This window comes from Priestia sp. D3YE.R1, assembly GCF_049199565.1.
Taxonomy (GTDB): Bacteria; Bacillota; Bacilli; order Bacillales; family Bacillaceae_H; genus Priestia; species Priestia aryabhattai.
On sequence record NZ_JBLTHW010000002.1, the window covers coordinates 1,135,621 to 1,148,641 of the forward strand.

Below are 13,021 nucleotides of genomic sequence, written 5' to 3' on the forward strand. Positions count from 1 at the left end.
ATGAATTTTGGCCAAGTATTAACAGCAATGGTTACCCCGTTTGATCAGAATGGCGAAATTGATTTTAACGCGACGAAAACGTTAGTTGAGCATTTAATTACAAATGGCACAGATGGCTTAGTTGTAGCTGGTACAACTGGAGAGTCTCCAACATTAACCACAGAAGAAAAAATTGAATTATTCAAATGTGTTGTAGAAGCTGCTGCGGGAAGAGTCCACGTCATCGCCGGAACTGGCTCAAACAACACGCAAGCTTCGATTAGCTTAACGAAACTTGCAGAGGAAACAGGAGTCGATGGTATTATGCTCGTTGCTCCCTACTATAATAAGCCGTCTCAGGAAGGCTTGTACCAGCACTTTAAAACGATTGCCCAGTCAACCTCTTTACCAGTTATGCTTTACAATATCCCAGGGCGAAGCGTAGTTAACATTTCTGTTGAAACAATTGTTCGTCTATCAGAGATTCCTAATGTTGTATCAATTAAGGAAGCAAGTGGCAACTTGGATGCCATGGCAGAGATTATTAGCAAAACACCTAGCGACTTTACACTATACAGCGGCGATGATGGGTTAACAATACCAGTATTAGCAATTGGCGGGGCAGGAGTTATTTCAGTTGCTTCCCACATCATTGGCAATGATATGCAACAAATGATTAATGCCTTCAAAAATGGCGATGTCCAAAAAGCTGCTGCTACACATCGCAATCTGCTTCCCATTATGAGAGCATTATTTATTGCGCCAAGTCCTTCACCAGTAAAAGCTGCATTAAATCTAAATGGAATACAAGTTGGCGGTGTTCGTTTGCCAATGGTTCCTTTAAGCAATAAAGAGCAAAGTGCGCTAGAAGAAGTTCTGCAAGCTAGCGGCATTAACGTTACCTGTTGAAATAAATAAAAATAGATTAGAAGAGAGAGCATAGCTAAAACGACCGATTCAATCGAGGCATTAAGGCAAGATTTTGCCAAAAGCTCAAGATGGATGAATCATCATTTAGCTAACTCCTAAAAATAGAAAAACTCCCTTAACGCATTGGGGGAGTTTTTCTGTTTTTTCTATGTATACTATATACATCTTCAGTTGCCATACAGAAGGAGACCTATTTCACTATGTGTTCGTTCTTCTGTCGGTATTAGTGCAAAAACTTATATCTTAGTCAACACGATTCCGCATAGAGTAAGAATAATTCCTATTAATTGATATTTTTTAAGTCTTTCTTTAAAGATAATTAAGCTCCCAATTAAAACAACAATACAATTTAAACTAATGATTGGATAAACCACACTGGATGGACCTTCCTTTAGGGCGAATAAATAACAGCTGTAACCAATCGTACTTAATATACCAACTAGTATACCTATCTTTATTTCAATTTTATGTGCAGTTATTTTTTTAAGTTCTTTCCGAGCTAATAAACTTAAATAGACAGCTCCTCCGCCATACATTGAAACAAGCATTTCACCCATGCTAAAGTGCTGATACGTGCTGAATTTCATAATAACACCAACTGTGCCGATAGATAGAAGAGCTAAACAGCAGCTCAAAATCCATAATTTATACTCTATGTGTGCCGTTTTGTTTGGTTGATACTGAATAATACAAGCTGCCAATATAATAATGACGATACCAATCCAATTTGTTAAAGGAATGGATTGAGGAAATAATAAGGATGTAGCTATAACAACAATGACTGTATTCATCGCAATAATGGTAGATGTAATACTCGCAGGTCCTTTCTCAAAGGCTTTCGACATTTGGATATTGCCATTGGCATTTAAGATACCGATTAGTGCCCCCGTTAAAATAGGTAAAATGTGAAATTCAAAACTTCCTTTAATAAGAGTAAATAATAAGAGGATAAAAAAAGAAATCCAATAAAAGAAAAGTTGAATACACACTTTAGATAAATGTTGAAGAGCACCCCATTTAAATAAAGTATTGTTTACTCCGAAGCATACAGCTGTCCCTAAAGCAGATATAAACCATAACATAGTGTGTAATCCCTTCCTAGTAGTTTTTATACTACTAAATTATACAATTTATATAATAGTTTTAATATTTCAATTTAATGAAAAATAACTTCGAATAACTCTTTTGTAAAAGTATAAAGATGAGAAGAGGAGAAGTATAAATTTATTACGAACCAACGGGTTGTGCTCTTTTATTAAAACCTAAAGCTTTGTATCCTAAAACTCAAATGGACGTTTTAGAAGATGAGGTGCGGGAATCAAGTGAAGTAAGACAATGATTAAATAAAGGAGGAGTTGCTATGAATATAACAGAAGTGATGACTTCTAATATTGAGACAGGTAACCTTAAAAGTTCATGTGGTGAGGTAGCTAATATGATGAAGAATGTAGATGTAGGAGTTATTCCAATTTGTGAAAATGATAAGCTAATAGGCCTAATAACGGATCGTGATTTAGTCGTCAAGGGATTAGCTAATAATTTTAATACGAATACACAAATATCTGAAATGATCACCACTGATGTCATTACCGGTACAAAATACATGTCTGTAGAGCAGGCTACAGACATCATGTCTCAGCATCAAATACGCAGACTTCCTATTGTAGAAAATGGAAAACTTATTGGAATGGTTTCTTTGGGAGATTTAGCGGTAAGTAATACTTCAAATAAAGAAACAGGAAAAGTTCTTGAGAATATTTCAGCTCCTGCTGAGCTTAATAAATAAAAAAAGCCCTTTTTGTACTTCATCTTATAGATAAGAGCAAGCCAATAAAAATTAGCTTGCTCTTAGTTTATACATAACAACACGAATGGCTATTACAGCTTTTAAAGATCTTGTTTTCAATAGCTCCAGCAGTTTAGGGCTTTCTATAGAATTAGCCAAGTTTAAACCCATTTTCGTCCTGAATTTTTTTTATCATTCATTTTTTATATCCACAAAAAGTTGCCCGTTTAAAAAACTACAATATAAAATACGTTTTACGTCTTTGTATCCTCTTTGTTTCAATTCGTTGAAAAGCCAATAAGAATTTTTATTTATTAGATTTAAATGCTTTTCTTGAATGATTCCATCAATAACAAGGGGAAGTAAAAATACAGATCCTGATTTATCTTTGCTTTCTGATTTTTTAAATACAGATAATGTACCCGAAGGCTCTAATATCGCATAATCCACCTCACGGATATCTCCTATATTTTTATCCCGCAGTTGTAAAAGCAAGTCGTCCAAATTATAACGTGATTTCCTCATTTGCTTTTCATCAATCTTTCCTTGCCTTATTACAATAATAGGTTGCCCATCTAGTACTCTGCGTAACTTTTGACTTTTTAATTGGATATATGTAAGAGCTATTTGGATAACTGTTAATATAAAAATAGGTACAAGCTGATAAAGTAAAGAACCTCCCGTATCCTCAATTGCAACAACTCCAAGTTCACTTATCATAAGCACAACAACAAGGTCAATGACATTTAGCTGATTTATGCCTCGTTGGCCGATAAAACGAAAAATAATAATAATAACAACATATAATAATATTGTACGCCAGCTTACTTCGATGATTTCCACTTTACGCTCTCCTTTCATTAGAATCTTTTTCTCTCTTGGAACAGGGATGAATGTAATATATAGATTTATAAACTCAGCTGATTCTCTAAGAACTTGTATTGCTTTATGGTGAAAATTAAATGAATAACGTACAAAGTGTTTAAAGTGTTATTCATGGCACTAGATTTTTAACAGAAGCATTATATAAACAATTAACTGGGGAGAATCTTCATTATGTTAACTTTGTTTTGTATATCATATGCATTAAAAAAGATGCCGTTTAGGCATCTTGAATAGTTTGCTCAAGGTATTAGTATTTATACATTTAGCTGTTTAATACCGCAGTCATATTTATACTCTCATATCATCCGCATTATATAAACTGACTTTGTATGTGCTATATATACTTTAGTGGTGAATGTTTTTACTGAATTTTCTTTTCACAGATTCAGCTATAGATATAATTAGTAGGGAGATAAGTGATGAGATAAAAGCAGTAAAGCTAATTGTTCCTACTCTCATACCAATCCAGCCTCCGATAAGGAAACTTACGATAACAAGGCCAACACTAACCACTCCTACAATTAGAGGTGTTATATATTTAATAGTAGGTTTTTTTCTGCTGAGTGCATATGAAAGTGCAATTAAACCAGCAATATCTGTAAGTCACCCATTATTAACAGCCTTTAAATTCAAGATATCCATACTAGTATATTCTCCCAATGAAGTATCAAATAACACCTTGCTCAATCATAGCATCAGCAACTTTTATAAATCCGGCAATGTTTGCACCTACGACAAGATTACCAGGAGCGTTGTATTCTTGAGCAGCTTTCTTGCTATTTTGGTATATGCTTTTCATAATCGCATGTAATTTGCTATCGACTTCTTCAAAAGTCCAAGAAAGCCTAGTGCTATTTTGAGCCATTTCTAATGCTGATCACGTGATTAGCAGAGAAAAGTAATTACATTACTTTGGTTTGTATAACAATTTTTAAATACTCAAGTCTTTTGATTTTTTCTTAAATCTCAAGGGGTTTTTCTTTAAAAAGGGCAAGCATTACGTCCGGAAAAGTTACTTTCACAGATAGATAACAATATTGAAAATAAAGTTTTCAATATTACATTGACAAGAATACAAATCCTGCTTACAATTGAAAACGATTATCAACATCAAGTAGGAGGAGACACCGTTATGTCTAAGGGGAAAATTAGTCTGAAAATTAAGTTAACATTTGTGTTTATTTTAATTTTGTCAACATTATTAGTTGGTTGTTCAAATAATAATGGGGAATCAACATCGAAAGGCAGTCATGATAATATGCTTACGATTGCTTGGCCGAGAGATGTAGGAGAAATGAATCCACATGTCTACAACCCTTCACAATTATTTGCTCAATCTATGGTGTATGAACCATTAGTAAGCTATCAAGCCGGCGGTAAGATAAAACCAAATCTAGCTAAGTCATGGGAAATTTCTGAAGATGGTAAAGTATACACGTTTCATTTGCGTGAAGGTGTAAAATTTTCCGATGGAACAGATTTTAATGCAGAAATTGTTAAAAAGAATTTTGACACTATTTTGAATAATGAAGAATTACATAGTTGGTTGGGTTTCATTACAAAAATAGCTCAGACAGAAGTAGTGGATAAAAATACTTTTAGATTAACATTGACTGAACCATATTACCCAACAATTCAAGAGCTAGCTGTGGTTCGACCAGTTCGTTTTTTGGGGGAAGCTGGCTTTCCTAAAGATGGTGATACTTCAAAAGGTATCGTTAAACCGGTAGGTACAGGTCCATGGATTTTAGAAAAGTATAAAGCAGACGAATATGCTATTTATAAACGAAATGAAAATTATTGGGGAGAGATTCCAAAAGTAGAAAAAATCAAAGTGAAAGTTATTCCAGATGCGGAAACGAGAGTACTCGCATTTGAAAAAGGTGATTTGGACATGATTTATGGAGAAGGAGTTGTCAGTCTAGACACGTTTAAGCAATTAAAGTCTACTGGGAAATATGAAACTAGGGTTTCTGAACCAATTGCCACAAGACAGCTTGTTATGAATACAAAAACAGAACAGCTTTCAGATGAACGTGTAAGGAAAGCCCTGCATTATGGTTTTAACAAAGAAGCGTTGGTTAAAGGAGTGACTTCAGGTTTAGAAGAAAAAGCAGACCATATCTTACCTACAAATTTACCTTACACGAAAGATATTGATGTGAAGTTGGTAAAGTATAATGTAGAAAAAGCAAAGGCACTATTAGACAAAGCAGGATGGAAACTCCCTAAAGGAAAAACAGTTCGTGAAAAGGATGGAAAGTTACTTGAAATTGACCTAATGTATGATTCAGCAGAATCCATTCAAAAAGCAATGGCCGAAACTCTTCAATCTGAATGGGCGGCAATTGGGGTGAAATTAAACATTGAGGGAGTTGAACTACCAGACCAAGTTCAAAGATTTAAAGATAATAAATTTGATATTAATTTCTATAGTAATTTTGGTGCACCTTATGATCCTCATACATTTTTAAACATTGTTTCATCAAAAGGGTATGGGTTTAATGAAGCTATTTCAGCATACCCAAATAAAGATGAATTAATTAAACAAATGGCGAAGGTTCCTCAAACAACAGATGAAAAAGAGCGCCAACAGCTCTATTCGTCTATTTTAAAGTCAATACAAGACCAAGGAGCTATTATTCCTATTTCATATATGAAGAAAACAGCCATTTATCAAAAGAATGTAACGAATTTTAATTTCCCTGCTAATCGTGACGAGAATCCATTCACAGGAATTAGCATCAAACAGTAACTAGCAGGAGGTTTTCATGGGCAATTATATACTGAAGCGAATTATGTCCATCATTCCAGTTTTTCTTTTGGCCGCACTTCTCACAACTGGAATGGTTCACCTTTCATCGGTGGATCCAGCTGAAGCTTATTTAACCGCAGCACATATCCAACCGACTGATGAGATTTTAGCTCAAAAAAGACATGAGTTTGGTTTAGACCAACCATTCTTTATTCAATATGCAAACTCTATTATGAAGATATGCCAACTTGATTTTGGCATATCTTATGTTTCGAATAAGCCAGTTTGGGATGAAGTTATATATCGAATACCAGCGACCGTCCAACTAGCTATAGCGAGTATATTAATAGCCGTGTTCGTCAGCGTGCCTCTTGGATTTCTGGCGGGAGTAAAGAAGGGTAGCGCTATTGATCATTTTAGTCGTTTACTTTCCTTTTTTGGTGCATCTATTCCAACTTTTTGGCTGGGCTATATATTGGTTTTTTTCTTTTCTGTTAAGCTTAACCTTTTTCCAGTTGAGGGAATTGGGACATGGCAGCATCTTGTACTGCCTTCCATTACGCTAGCTCTTCCTTTAATAGCAATGTATACAAGATTATTACGTGCGAGTGTTCTTGAAAACTTGCAGCAACCATATGTTCTATTTGCTCGAACTAGAGGACTTAAAGAAAAAACAATTATGATAAAACATGTGCTGAGAATTGCTATTTCCCCAATGATAACTGGGCTTGGAATGAATCTTGGAAAATTGCTTACGGGCACGATTATCGTTGAAGCGGTTTTTTCTTGGCCTGGATTTGGGCGTTATTTCATTGAAGCTATTTTTAATCGTGATATACCTGTTATACAATGCTACGTACTAATAGCGGCTAGTTTATTTATTTTGAGTAACTTAATTGTAGATATAGTTCAAATGTATATAGACCCGCGTATTTCCAGGAAAGAAGGACAGCATCGATGATAACAAGTATACGTACGATATTTAAAAGTCAAAAAGTAATTCCCATATGTTCAACGATATTAGGTATTCTTTTTATCATCGCCATTTTGGCCCCTTGGATTACACCAAATGATCCCATTGCCGTCAATTTAGCTTATAAATTGCAGCCTCCAAGCTGGAATTTCCCATTAGGAACCGATCATTTGGGAAGATGTAACTTGTCACGTATTTTATATGGAGCACGCATCTCATTAGGTTTTGCTATACTTATTTTCATTTCATCATTAGCAATTGGTTTAATTATTGGAACTTTTTCAGGTTATAAAGGCGGTTGGATTGATCATGTTTTAATGAGATTTTGCGATGGTGTTATGGCTTTTCCAAGCCTTATTCTTGTACTAGGATTGGTTGGTATATTTGGTCCTGGACTGTCACAAGTAATCTTAGCGCTGATGCTTGTACAATGGGTTTATTACGCGAGAATGTTCCGAGGAATGGTCCTTAGTTTGAAAGAGCAGAACTTTATCTCCGCTGCGAAGATCAGCGGTTCTTCTCAATGGAAGATCATTAAAAATCATATTATTCCCAATGTGTTACCCCCGCTTGTTGTAATGGGTACGTTGGAAATGGGATGGGCTATCATGGATATATCTGCTATGTCTTTTCTGGGATTGGGCGTCCAGTCTCCTACACCTGAATGGGGAGCAATGATTCACGAAGGAAAATCATATATTCGGACGAATCCAGAACTGATGCTTTATCCAGGTTTGTCTATTATGCTTGTTATTGTTACATTCAATCTATTAGGCGAAGCGTTATCAGAACGTTACGGTGTCAAACGTCGATTTTGAAAAGGAATGAAGAAAGTTGGGAACAGAAGAGGCAAAAGTGTTACAAGTTAGAGATTTACGTGTTCAAATAAAAACAAAAAATGGTGTTGCAACTCTTGTTCAAGATATAAATTTTGAACTGAAGCCTGGGGAAATTCTTGGTCTTATTGGTGAAAGCGGTTGTGGTAAAACCGTTACAAGCATGTCCATTCTCCAGCTCCTCAATCGTAAGGAAACAACAATTGAAGGGAGCATAACGCTAAAAGGCCAAGAATTAAATGGTTTAGCTGAGAAAGAAATGCGTAAGATTCGTGGAAAGGATATAGCCTTTATTATGCAAAACCCGATGAATGCTTTTACGCCAGTTTTTACTATTGGACACCAATTTATTGAGACTATTCGCTCTCATACGCATTGGAATAAAAAACAGGCAAAAGAGCTTGCCGTTGAGTCAATGAAACAAGTGAATTTACCTGACCCTGACAAGCTTTTGAAATACTATCCTTTCCAACTGAGTGGGGGTATGCTTCAACGATTAATGATTGCTATTGCCGCAAGCCTGCATCCAGCTATTATTATTGCAGATGAACCGACAACCGCGTTAGATGTAAACAATCAGAAGAATGTACTACATCATTTAGATAAAATTCGTTCTGAATATGGTTCAGCAATTTTATTAATCTCTCACGACCTAGGAGTTATCTCTGAAATGGCAGATGAAGTAGCCGTTATGCAATATGGGAAAATAGTAGAAAAAGCAGGTGTATTTCAGCTATTTGATTCACCAACGCATGAGTATACAAAGAAACTGCTAAATGCAAGACCAGCATTATATTTAGAAGAACCTGTGATCAACTTAATTTGATATGTAAAAAGCATTTTATAAGAGGTGAACAAGTGAGTTTATTACAAGTAAATGAAGTCACTCATAGCTACGGAAACCGAACGTTTTTCAAATGGCAAAATCGTTCTAAGAAAGTACTTTCTGATATCTCCTTCTCTATTGAAGAAGGGACATGCTTAGGAATGCTTGGTACGAGTGGAGCCGGTAAAAGTACTTTAGGAAAAGTAATTCTCGGCTTGGAAAAGCCACAGCATGGACAGGTTCTTTTTCAAGGACATGACATCTATACTGTAGATAAATATACTCGCCAAAAAATTCGGCGTGATCTTCAAGTTGTTTTTCAAGATTCGTACTCAGCAGTTAATCCCCGAATGACGGCTGAACGTATTATTGCAGAACCGTTAGAAAACTATGAAAAATTAACATTGGCTGAACAAAAACGAACCGTGATTGAGTTATTAGAAAGAGTAGGGCTTGATGAAAAAGACTTAAAAAAATATCCGCATCAATTTAGCGGCGGTCAGCTGCAAAGGATCAATATTGCAAGGGCAGTCTCTCTTAAGCCAAAGCTCATTGTCTTAGACGAATCTGTAAGCAGTCTAGACATGGTTACGCAAACTCTCATTTTAGAACTATTAAAGGAGTTAAAAGAAGACTTTGGTCTGTCGTATTTTTTTATTACACATGATATCAAAGCTGCTCATATGATTAGCGATACATTAGGTGTATTAGAAAAAGGAGAATTAATCGAATACTATAATTCGAAAAATCAGTTCTTTACTTCAAACAATGCTGTGGTAAAAGAGATGAGAAGTTCTATACTTGCAGAGCATCCGCGTTTTCGTTCAATTAGAGCAAGGAATAATCATATCTAATTTAAAGGTATACCCATGTATTTAAAGGCCTCGATTTCATCCACGTAATCGAGGCTATTGCTTTTGTGTTTAACTCAAAATGATAGAAGGAGGCCGGTTGGATGAATCATCGTACGTATCTTACTTTGGCGATTCCCCTGACAATCTCAACGATGACTACGCCTTTATTAGGTGCGGTTGATACTGCTGTTGTAGGGCAACTTCCAGCTCCAGCTTATATTGGAGGAGTTGCGGTAGGAACTCTTATTTTTAATACGTTATATTGGGTATTTGGCTTTTTAAGAGTTAGTACATCCGCCTTTGCCGCACAAGCAAATGGGGCCAGTGATCCAGATCAGGGAGTACTTGCTTTATCCCGGCCATTTTTATTAGCTGTAATAGTAGGGCTGCTTTTTATTCTTTTGCAATGGCCGATTGAACATGCGGCTCTCTTAGTAATTTCTCCTGATGCTGATGTAAGTAGGTTTGCAGTAGAATATTTTAGGATTAGAATATGGGGAGCACCTTTTACACTGATGAACTATGTGATTCTTGGTTGGTTAATGGGAATGGCTAAGATTAAAGAATCTCTATGTTTGCAGATACTTACAAATGTTTTGAATATGTTTTTAGCTATTCTTTTTGTCCATGTTTTTTCTTTTGATGTACAAGGAGTCGCTACAGCAACCTTGATTGCTGAAGTTACAGCCTTCATATTAGGAGTATTCATCATTTTGAAAGCATCTCCGTTTAAATGGAAAATGCCATCAATTCAGGTACTTATGGATACAAATTCTATGAAGAGGATGTTTAATGTTAACAAGGATTTGTTTATTCGTACTATTTGTTTACTGGTCGTTATTAATATGTTCACAGCAAAAGGTGCTTCGTTTGGCACAGAGTTTCTAGCTGCAAATGCTGTATTATTTCAAATCCACTACATAATGGCTTATTTCTTTGACGGATTTGCTAATGCTTCCAGTATTCTTGTTGGTAAAGCAGTAGGTTCAAATGATAAAGAGCTATATAAAAAAATACTTACTTTATCTAGACAGTGGTCGGTAATAACAGCAGTTACTATAGCCAGTTTATATGCACTTTTTCAAGAGCAGGTTATTGGGCTATTTACAAATTTGCCTGATGTGATTGAACTTTCACTTACGTATGGAGTATGGCTTATCATCTATCCCTTTGTTGCTTGTTTTGGCCTTGTCCTTTATGGGGTTTTTACAGGAGCAACTGAAATTGCTCCCGTTCGAAATTCTATGATTTACGCGATGATTGTCTATATCATTATACAGATTACAGCAACTCCTATCTGGCATAATCATGGCCTATGGCTGGCTTTCATCATCTATACTATCGGGCGATCAGGGTTCCTAGTTATGTACACTCCTCAATTAAATAAAAAATTGTTACAGCTAAAGGGAGAAGGCTGAAAAAATTATAACAAAATAGCTCCGGTTCATTCGTGAGGGAATCCTTCAAAAGCGGATATACTAACGGTGCTGCTACTCTCTTAAATAGATAGGGTCATTAAGAAAGCAGCCAGGGAGGACGGCTTTCTTAATAAAGGTCTGTTAAATGATTAGTAGGTTTTTATTTAAGTAAAGCAAGAAATAAGTAAGCAGCCAAGCGCTTTTTTAAGAAAGCTTTGGCTTTTTTGCACGTTTCCAAAGCTTAATTCTCTTTTACAAACAATTGTCCTCGCTCTAAAAATATATAGATTTCTACTAAGAAATTAAAAAATTCGTTATCTGTCCCGACTGAATAAAAAAATTCCATTCATCATCGTATAATAAATTTCTTTATTAAAAACAGCAATACGAATCTAAAGGATTCGTATTTTCCGGTGACATTCAAAATGCGTCCCAAACAATAGAAAGAAGAGGTTTTGAACGTTTATAATTCGGTTAAACATAAGGTAACAAATTATTTTTTATTTATTCTGTGTATTTAAAAAATTCGTTCGTAATGATACAATAAAATGATGGAAAGAAGATACGATGCTTCTTTCTTAATAAAGGATGAAGAAATATGGATATTAAGGCTCAGCAAACAAAATTGGCGAATAACTTGGGCAAATTGTTACGAGATAACTTTGGAAAAGGCCCCGAGGCTGTTCATGTTACGATTTATGAACCTTATGTTGTTATTTATGTCAGTGGCTTTGTATCGCCGATGGAACAAGTACTGTTAAATCAGAATGAAGAACTTCAAGTGATGACTACAAGAGAGCTTTTGGTAAAGACTCTTGAACCTCAAATAACTGGGCAAATTAAAGGGATTACAGACCTTGACATCCAGCACTTATATTATGATTGGAATTTAGATCATCACTCCGGAATTTTTGTGGGAGTTTGTCTAGACGATTTGAAAGCCGATTTGACTGAGGGCGACCCTTATCCAGGAAAACAAGCAATTCATGATCGGATTATAAAGATGAGTGAGATTGCACAAAAAGGGCCTGAAAAAATCTCTTCATATAAATTAAGTGATCGTACATTGGTCATCGTAAGAGAAGGAATACTGGTGGCTATTGAAAAACAGCTAATTTCGTTGGGTTTTGATGACACCTTACGCATCTCTAAACGCCCTTTGGAAAAAGGAATCTTACGACAAAACGATGACTATGATGAGATATTAAATGCCGACATTCTTGATATTTTTGTAGATTGGGATTTTGAAAAGGATAATAGTATTATTACGCTTATTTTAAAACCAAAAAAGTAATGAGGCAGTAATGAATTGGACACATTGTGCCAAACATAAGCCGAGGAAGAAAAGCTCATACCTTTTCTTTTTCGGCTTATTTTTGTTGTCTAAAAAGAGGAAGTCCTTTTGTAACGGAATAATTCTCTAAAATAGCACCTAAAAACAGGATGTACCAACAGAAAGGATTTGGTCGGAATGGCTGATAATCATGAGATTGTATTGTTTATAAAAGAGCTTCGTCGATTGTTGCAGGATTACAAAAAATATGACAATGAACTTTACAAAGAAGAAATTAGCAAGGATATACTACTTTTAAGTACCATTATCTATGGAAGTAAAATCGGAATTTTAAATAAAAAAAGAATCTTTAAACACAGGAAATACAAAGGTAAACAGAAACCAATCTATTAAAGATATACTAGTATGCCTCGTTTACACCTTGTAAAAAGGGAATTCTTATCGCTAAAAATGATCTTATGATGAAGAAGGATTTTTCATAAAAC

General features: G+C 35.3%; 13 protein-coding genes and 1 pseudogene. 10 read left to right on the forward strand and 4 right to left on the reverse strand.

The genetic code is table 11. The features are described from left to right. The gene (gene dapA / locus ACOZIR_RS17995) at positions 1 to 888 is read left to right on the forward strand and encodes a 4-hydroxy-tetrahydrodipicolinate synthase (protein ID WP_045289800.1); all 888 of its coding nucleotides are present in this window, start codon (positions 1 to 3) and stop codon (positions 886 to 888) included. 257 nt (positions 889 to 1,145) lie between these two features. On the opposite strand, the gene ACOZIR_RS18000 is transcribed toward dapA, so the two are convergent. Continuing rightward, a complete protein-coding gene (locus ACOZIR_RS18000; RefSeq protein WP_310878082.1) occupies positions 1,146 to 1,991 on the reverse strand; it encodes a DMT family transporter in 846 nt (281 codons plus the stop codon). A 278-nt stretch (positions 1,992 to 2,269) separates the two neighbouring features. On the opposite strand from ACOZIR_RS18000, the gene ACOZIR_RS18005 reads away from it, so the two are divergent. Then, positions 2,270 to 2,695 (forward strand): CBS domain-containing protein, encoded by a 426-nt coding sequence (locus ACOZIR_RS18005; RefSeq protein WP_221815487.1) that lies wholly within the window; start codon positions 2,270 to 2,272, stop codon positions 2,693 to 2,695. A 192-nt stretch (positions 2,696 to 2,887) separates the two neighbouring features. Here the strand turns inward: ACOZIR_RS18005 and ACOZIR_RS18010 are convergent, their stop codons facing one another. From ACOZIR_RS18010 to ACOZIR_RS18020, 3 genes and pseudogenes are all read right to left on the reverse strand, one after another. Further along, positions 2,888 to 3,538 carry a DUF421 domain-containing protein gene (locus tag ACOZIR_RS18010; RefSeq protein WP_045289795.1) on the reverse strand — a complete coding sequence of 217 codons (651 nt, stop codon included), beginning with the start codon at positions 3,536 to 3,538 and terminating at the stop codon, positions 2,888 to 2,890. A 387-nt stretch (positions 3,539 to 3,925) separates the two neighbouring features. Continuing rightward, the gene (locus ACOZIR_RS18015; RefSeq protein ID WP_080890123.1) at positions 3,926 to 4,174 is read right to left on the reverse strand and encodes a YesK family protein; all 249 of its coding nucleotides are present in this window, start codon (positions 4,172 to 4,174) and stop codon (positions 3,926 to 3,928) included. A gap of 73 nt (positions 4,175 to 4,247) precedes the next feature. Continuing rightward, positions 4,248 to 4,457: pseudogene (locus ACOZIR_RS18020) on the reverse strand (NADP-specific glutamate dehydrogenase); the annotation flags it as partial. A 255-nt stretch (positions 4,458 to 4,712) separates the two neighbouring features. Between ACOZIR_RS18020 and nikA the strand changes: the two are divergent. From nikA to ACOZIR_RS18060, 8 genes are all read left to right on the forward strand, one after another. Further along, positions 4,713 to 6,335 carry a nickel ABC transporter substrate-binding protein gene (nikA, locus tag ACOZIR_RS18025; RefSeq protein WP_310878081.1) on the forward strand — a complete coding sequence of 541 codons (1,623 nt, stop codon included), beginning with the start codon at positions 4,713 to 4,715 and terminating at the stop codon, positions 6,333 to 6,335. A gap of 16 nt (positions 6,336 to 6,351) precedes the next feature. Next, entirely contained in the window at positions 6,352 to 7,296 is a 945-nt protein-coding gene (gene nikB, locus ACOZIR_RS18030) for a nickel ABC transporter permease subunit NikB (RefSeq protein ID WP_045289788.1), read from the forward strand. Further along, the gene (gene nikC, locus ACOZIR_RS18035; RefSeq protein ID WP_310878080.1) at positions 7,293 to 8,126 is read left to right on the forward strand and encodes a nickel ABC transporter permease subunit NikC; all 834 of its coding nucleotides are present in this window, start codon (positions 7,293 to 7,295) and stop codon (positions 8,124 to 8,126) included. The genes nikB and nikC overlap by 4 nt, the downstream gene beginning before the upstream one ends. Positions 8,127 to 8,142: 16 nt before the next feature. Beyond that, the gene (nikD, locus tag ACOZIR_RS18040) at positions 8,143 to 8,970 is read left to right on the forward strand and encodes a nickel import ATP-binding protein NikD (RefSeq protein ID WP_045289784.1); all 828 of its coding nucleotides are present in this window, start codon (positions 8,143 to 8,145) and stop codon (positions 8,968 to 8,970) included. A gap of 32 nt (positions 8,971 to 9,002) precedes the next feature. Then, positions 9,003 to 9,824, forward strand: a complete 822-nt coding sequence (gene nikE, locus ACOZIR_RS18045; protein WP_045289781.1) for a nickel import ATP-binding protein NikE — start codon at positions 9,003 to 9,005, stop codon at positions 9,822 to 9,824. Positions 9,825 to 9,925: 101 nt separating this feature from the next. Then, positions 9,926 to 11,242 (forward strand): MATE family efflux transporter, encoded by a 1,317-nt coding sequence (locus tag ACOZIR_RS18050; RefSeq protein WP_045289780.1) that lies wholly within the window; start codon positions 9,926 to 9,928, stop codon positions 11,240 to 11,242. Between the two features lie 598 nt (positions 11,243 to 11,840). Next, a complete protein-coding gene (locus ACOZIR_RS18055) occupies positions 11,841 to 12,536 on the forward strand; it encodes a Na-translocating system protein MpsC family protein (RefSeq protein ID WP_043981826.1) in 696 nt (231 codons plus the stop codon). A 177-nt stretch (positions 12,537 to 12,713) separates the two neighbouring features. Beyond that, positions 12,714 to 12,929: a hypothetical protein gene (locus tag ACOZIR_RS18060; RefSeq protein WP_045289779.1), complete on the forward strand. Its 216-nt coding sequence runs from the start codon at positions 12,714 to 12,716 to the stop codon at positions 12,927 to 12,929. The last annotated feature ends 92 nt before the right edge of the window (positions 12,930 to 13,021 follow it).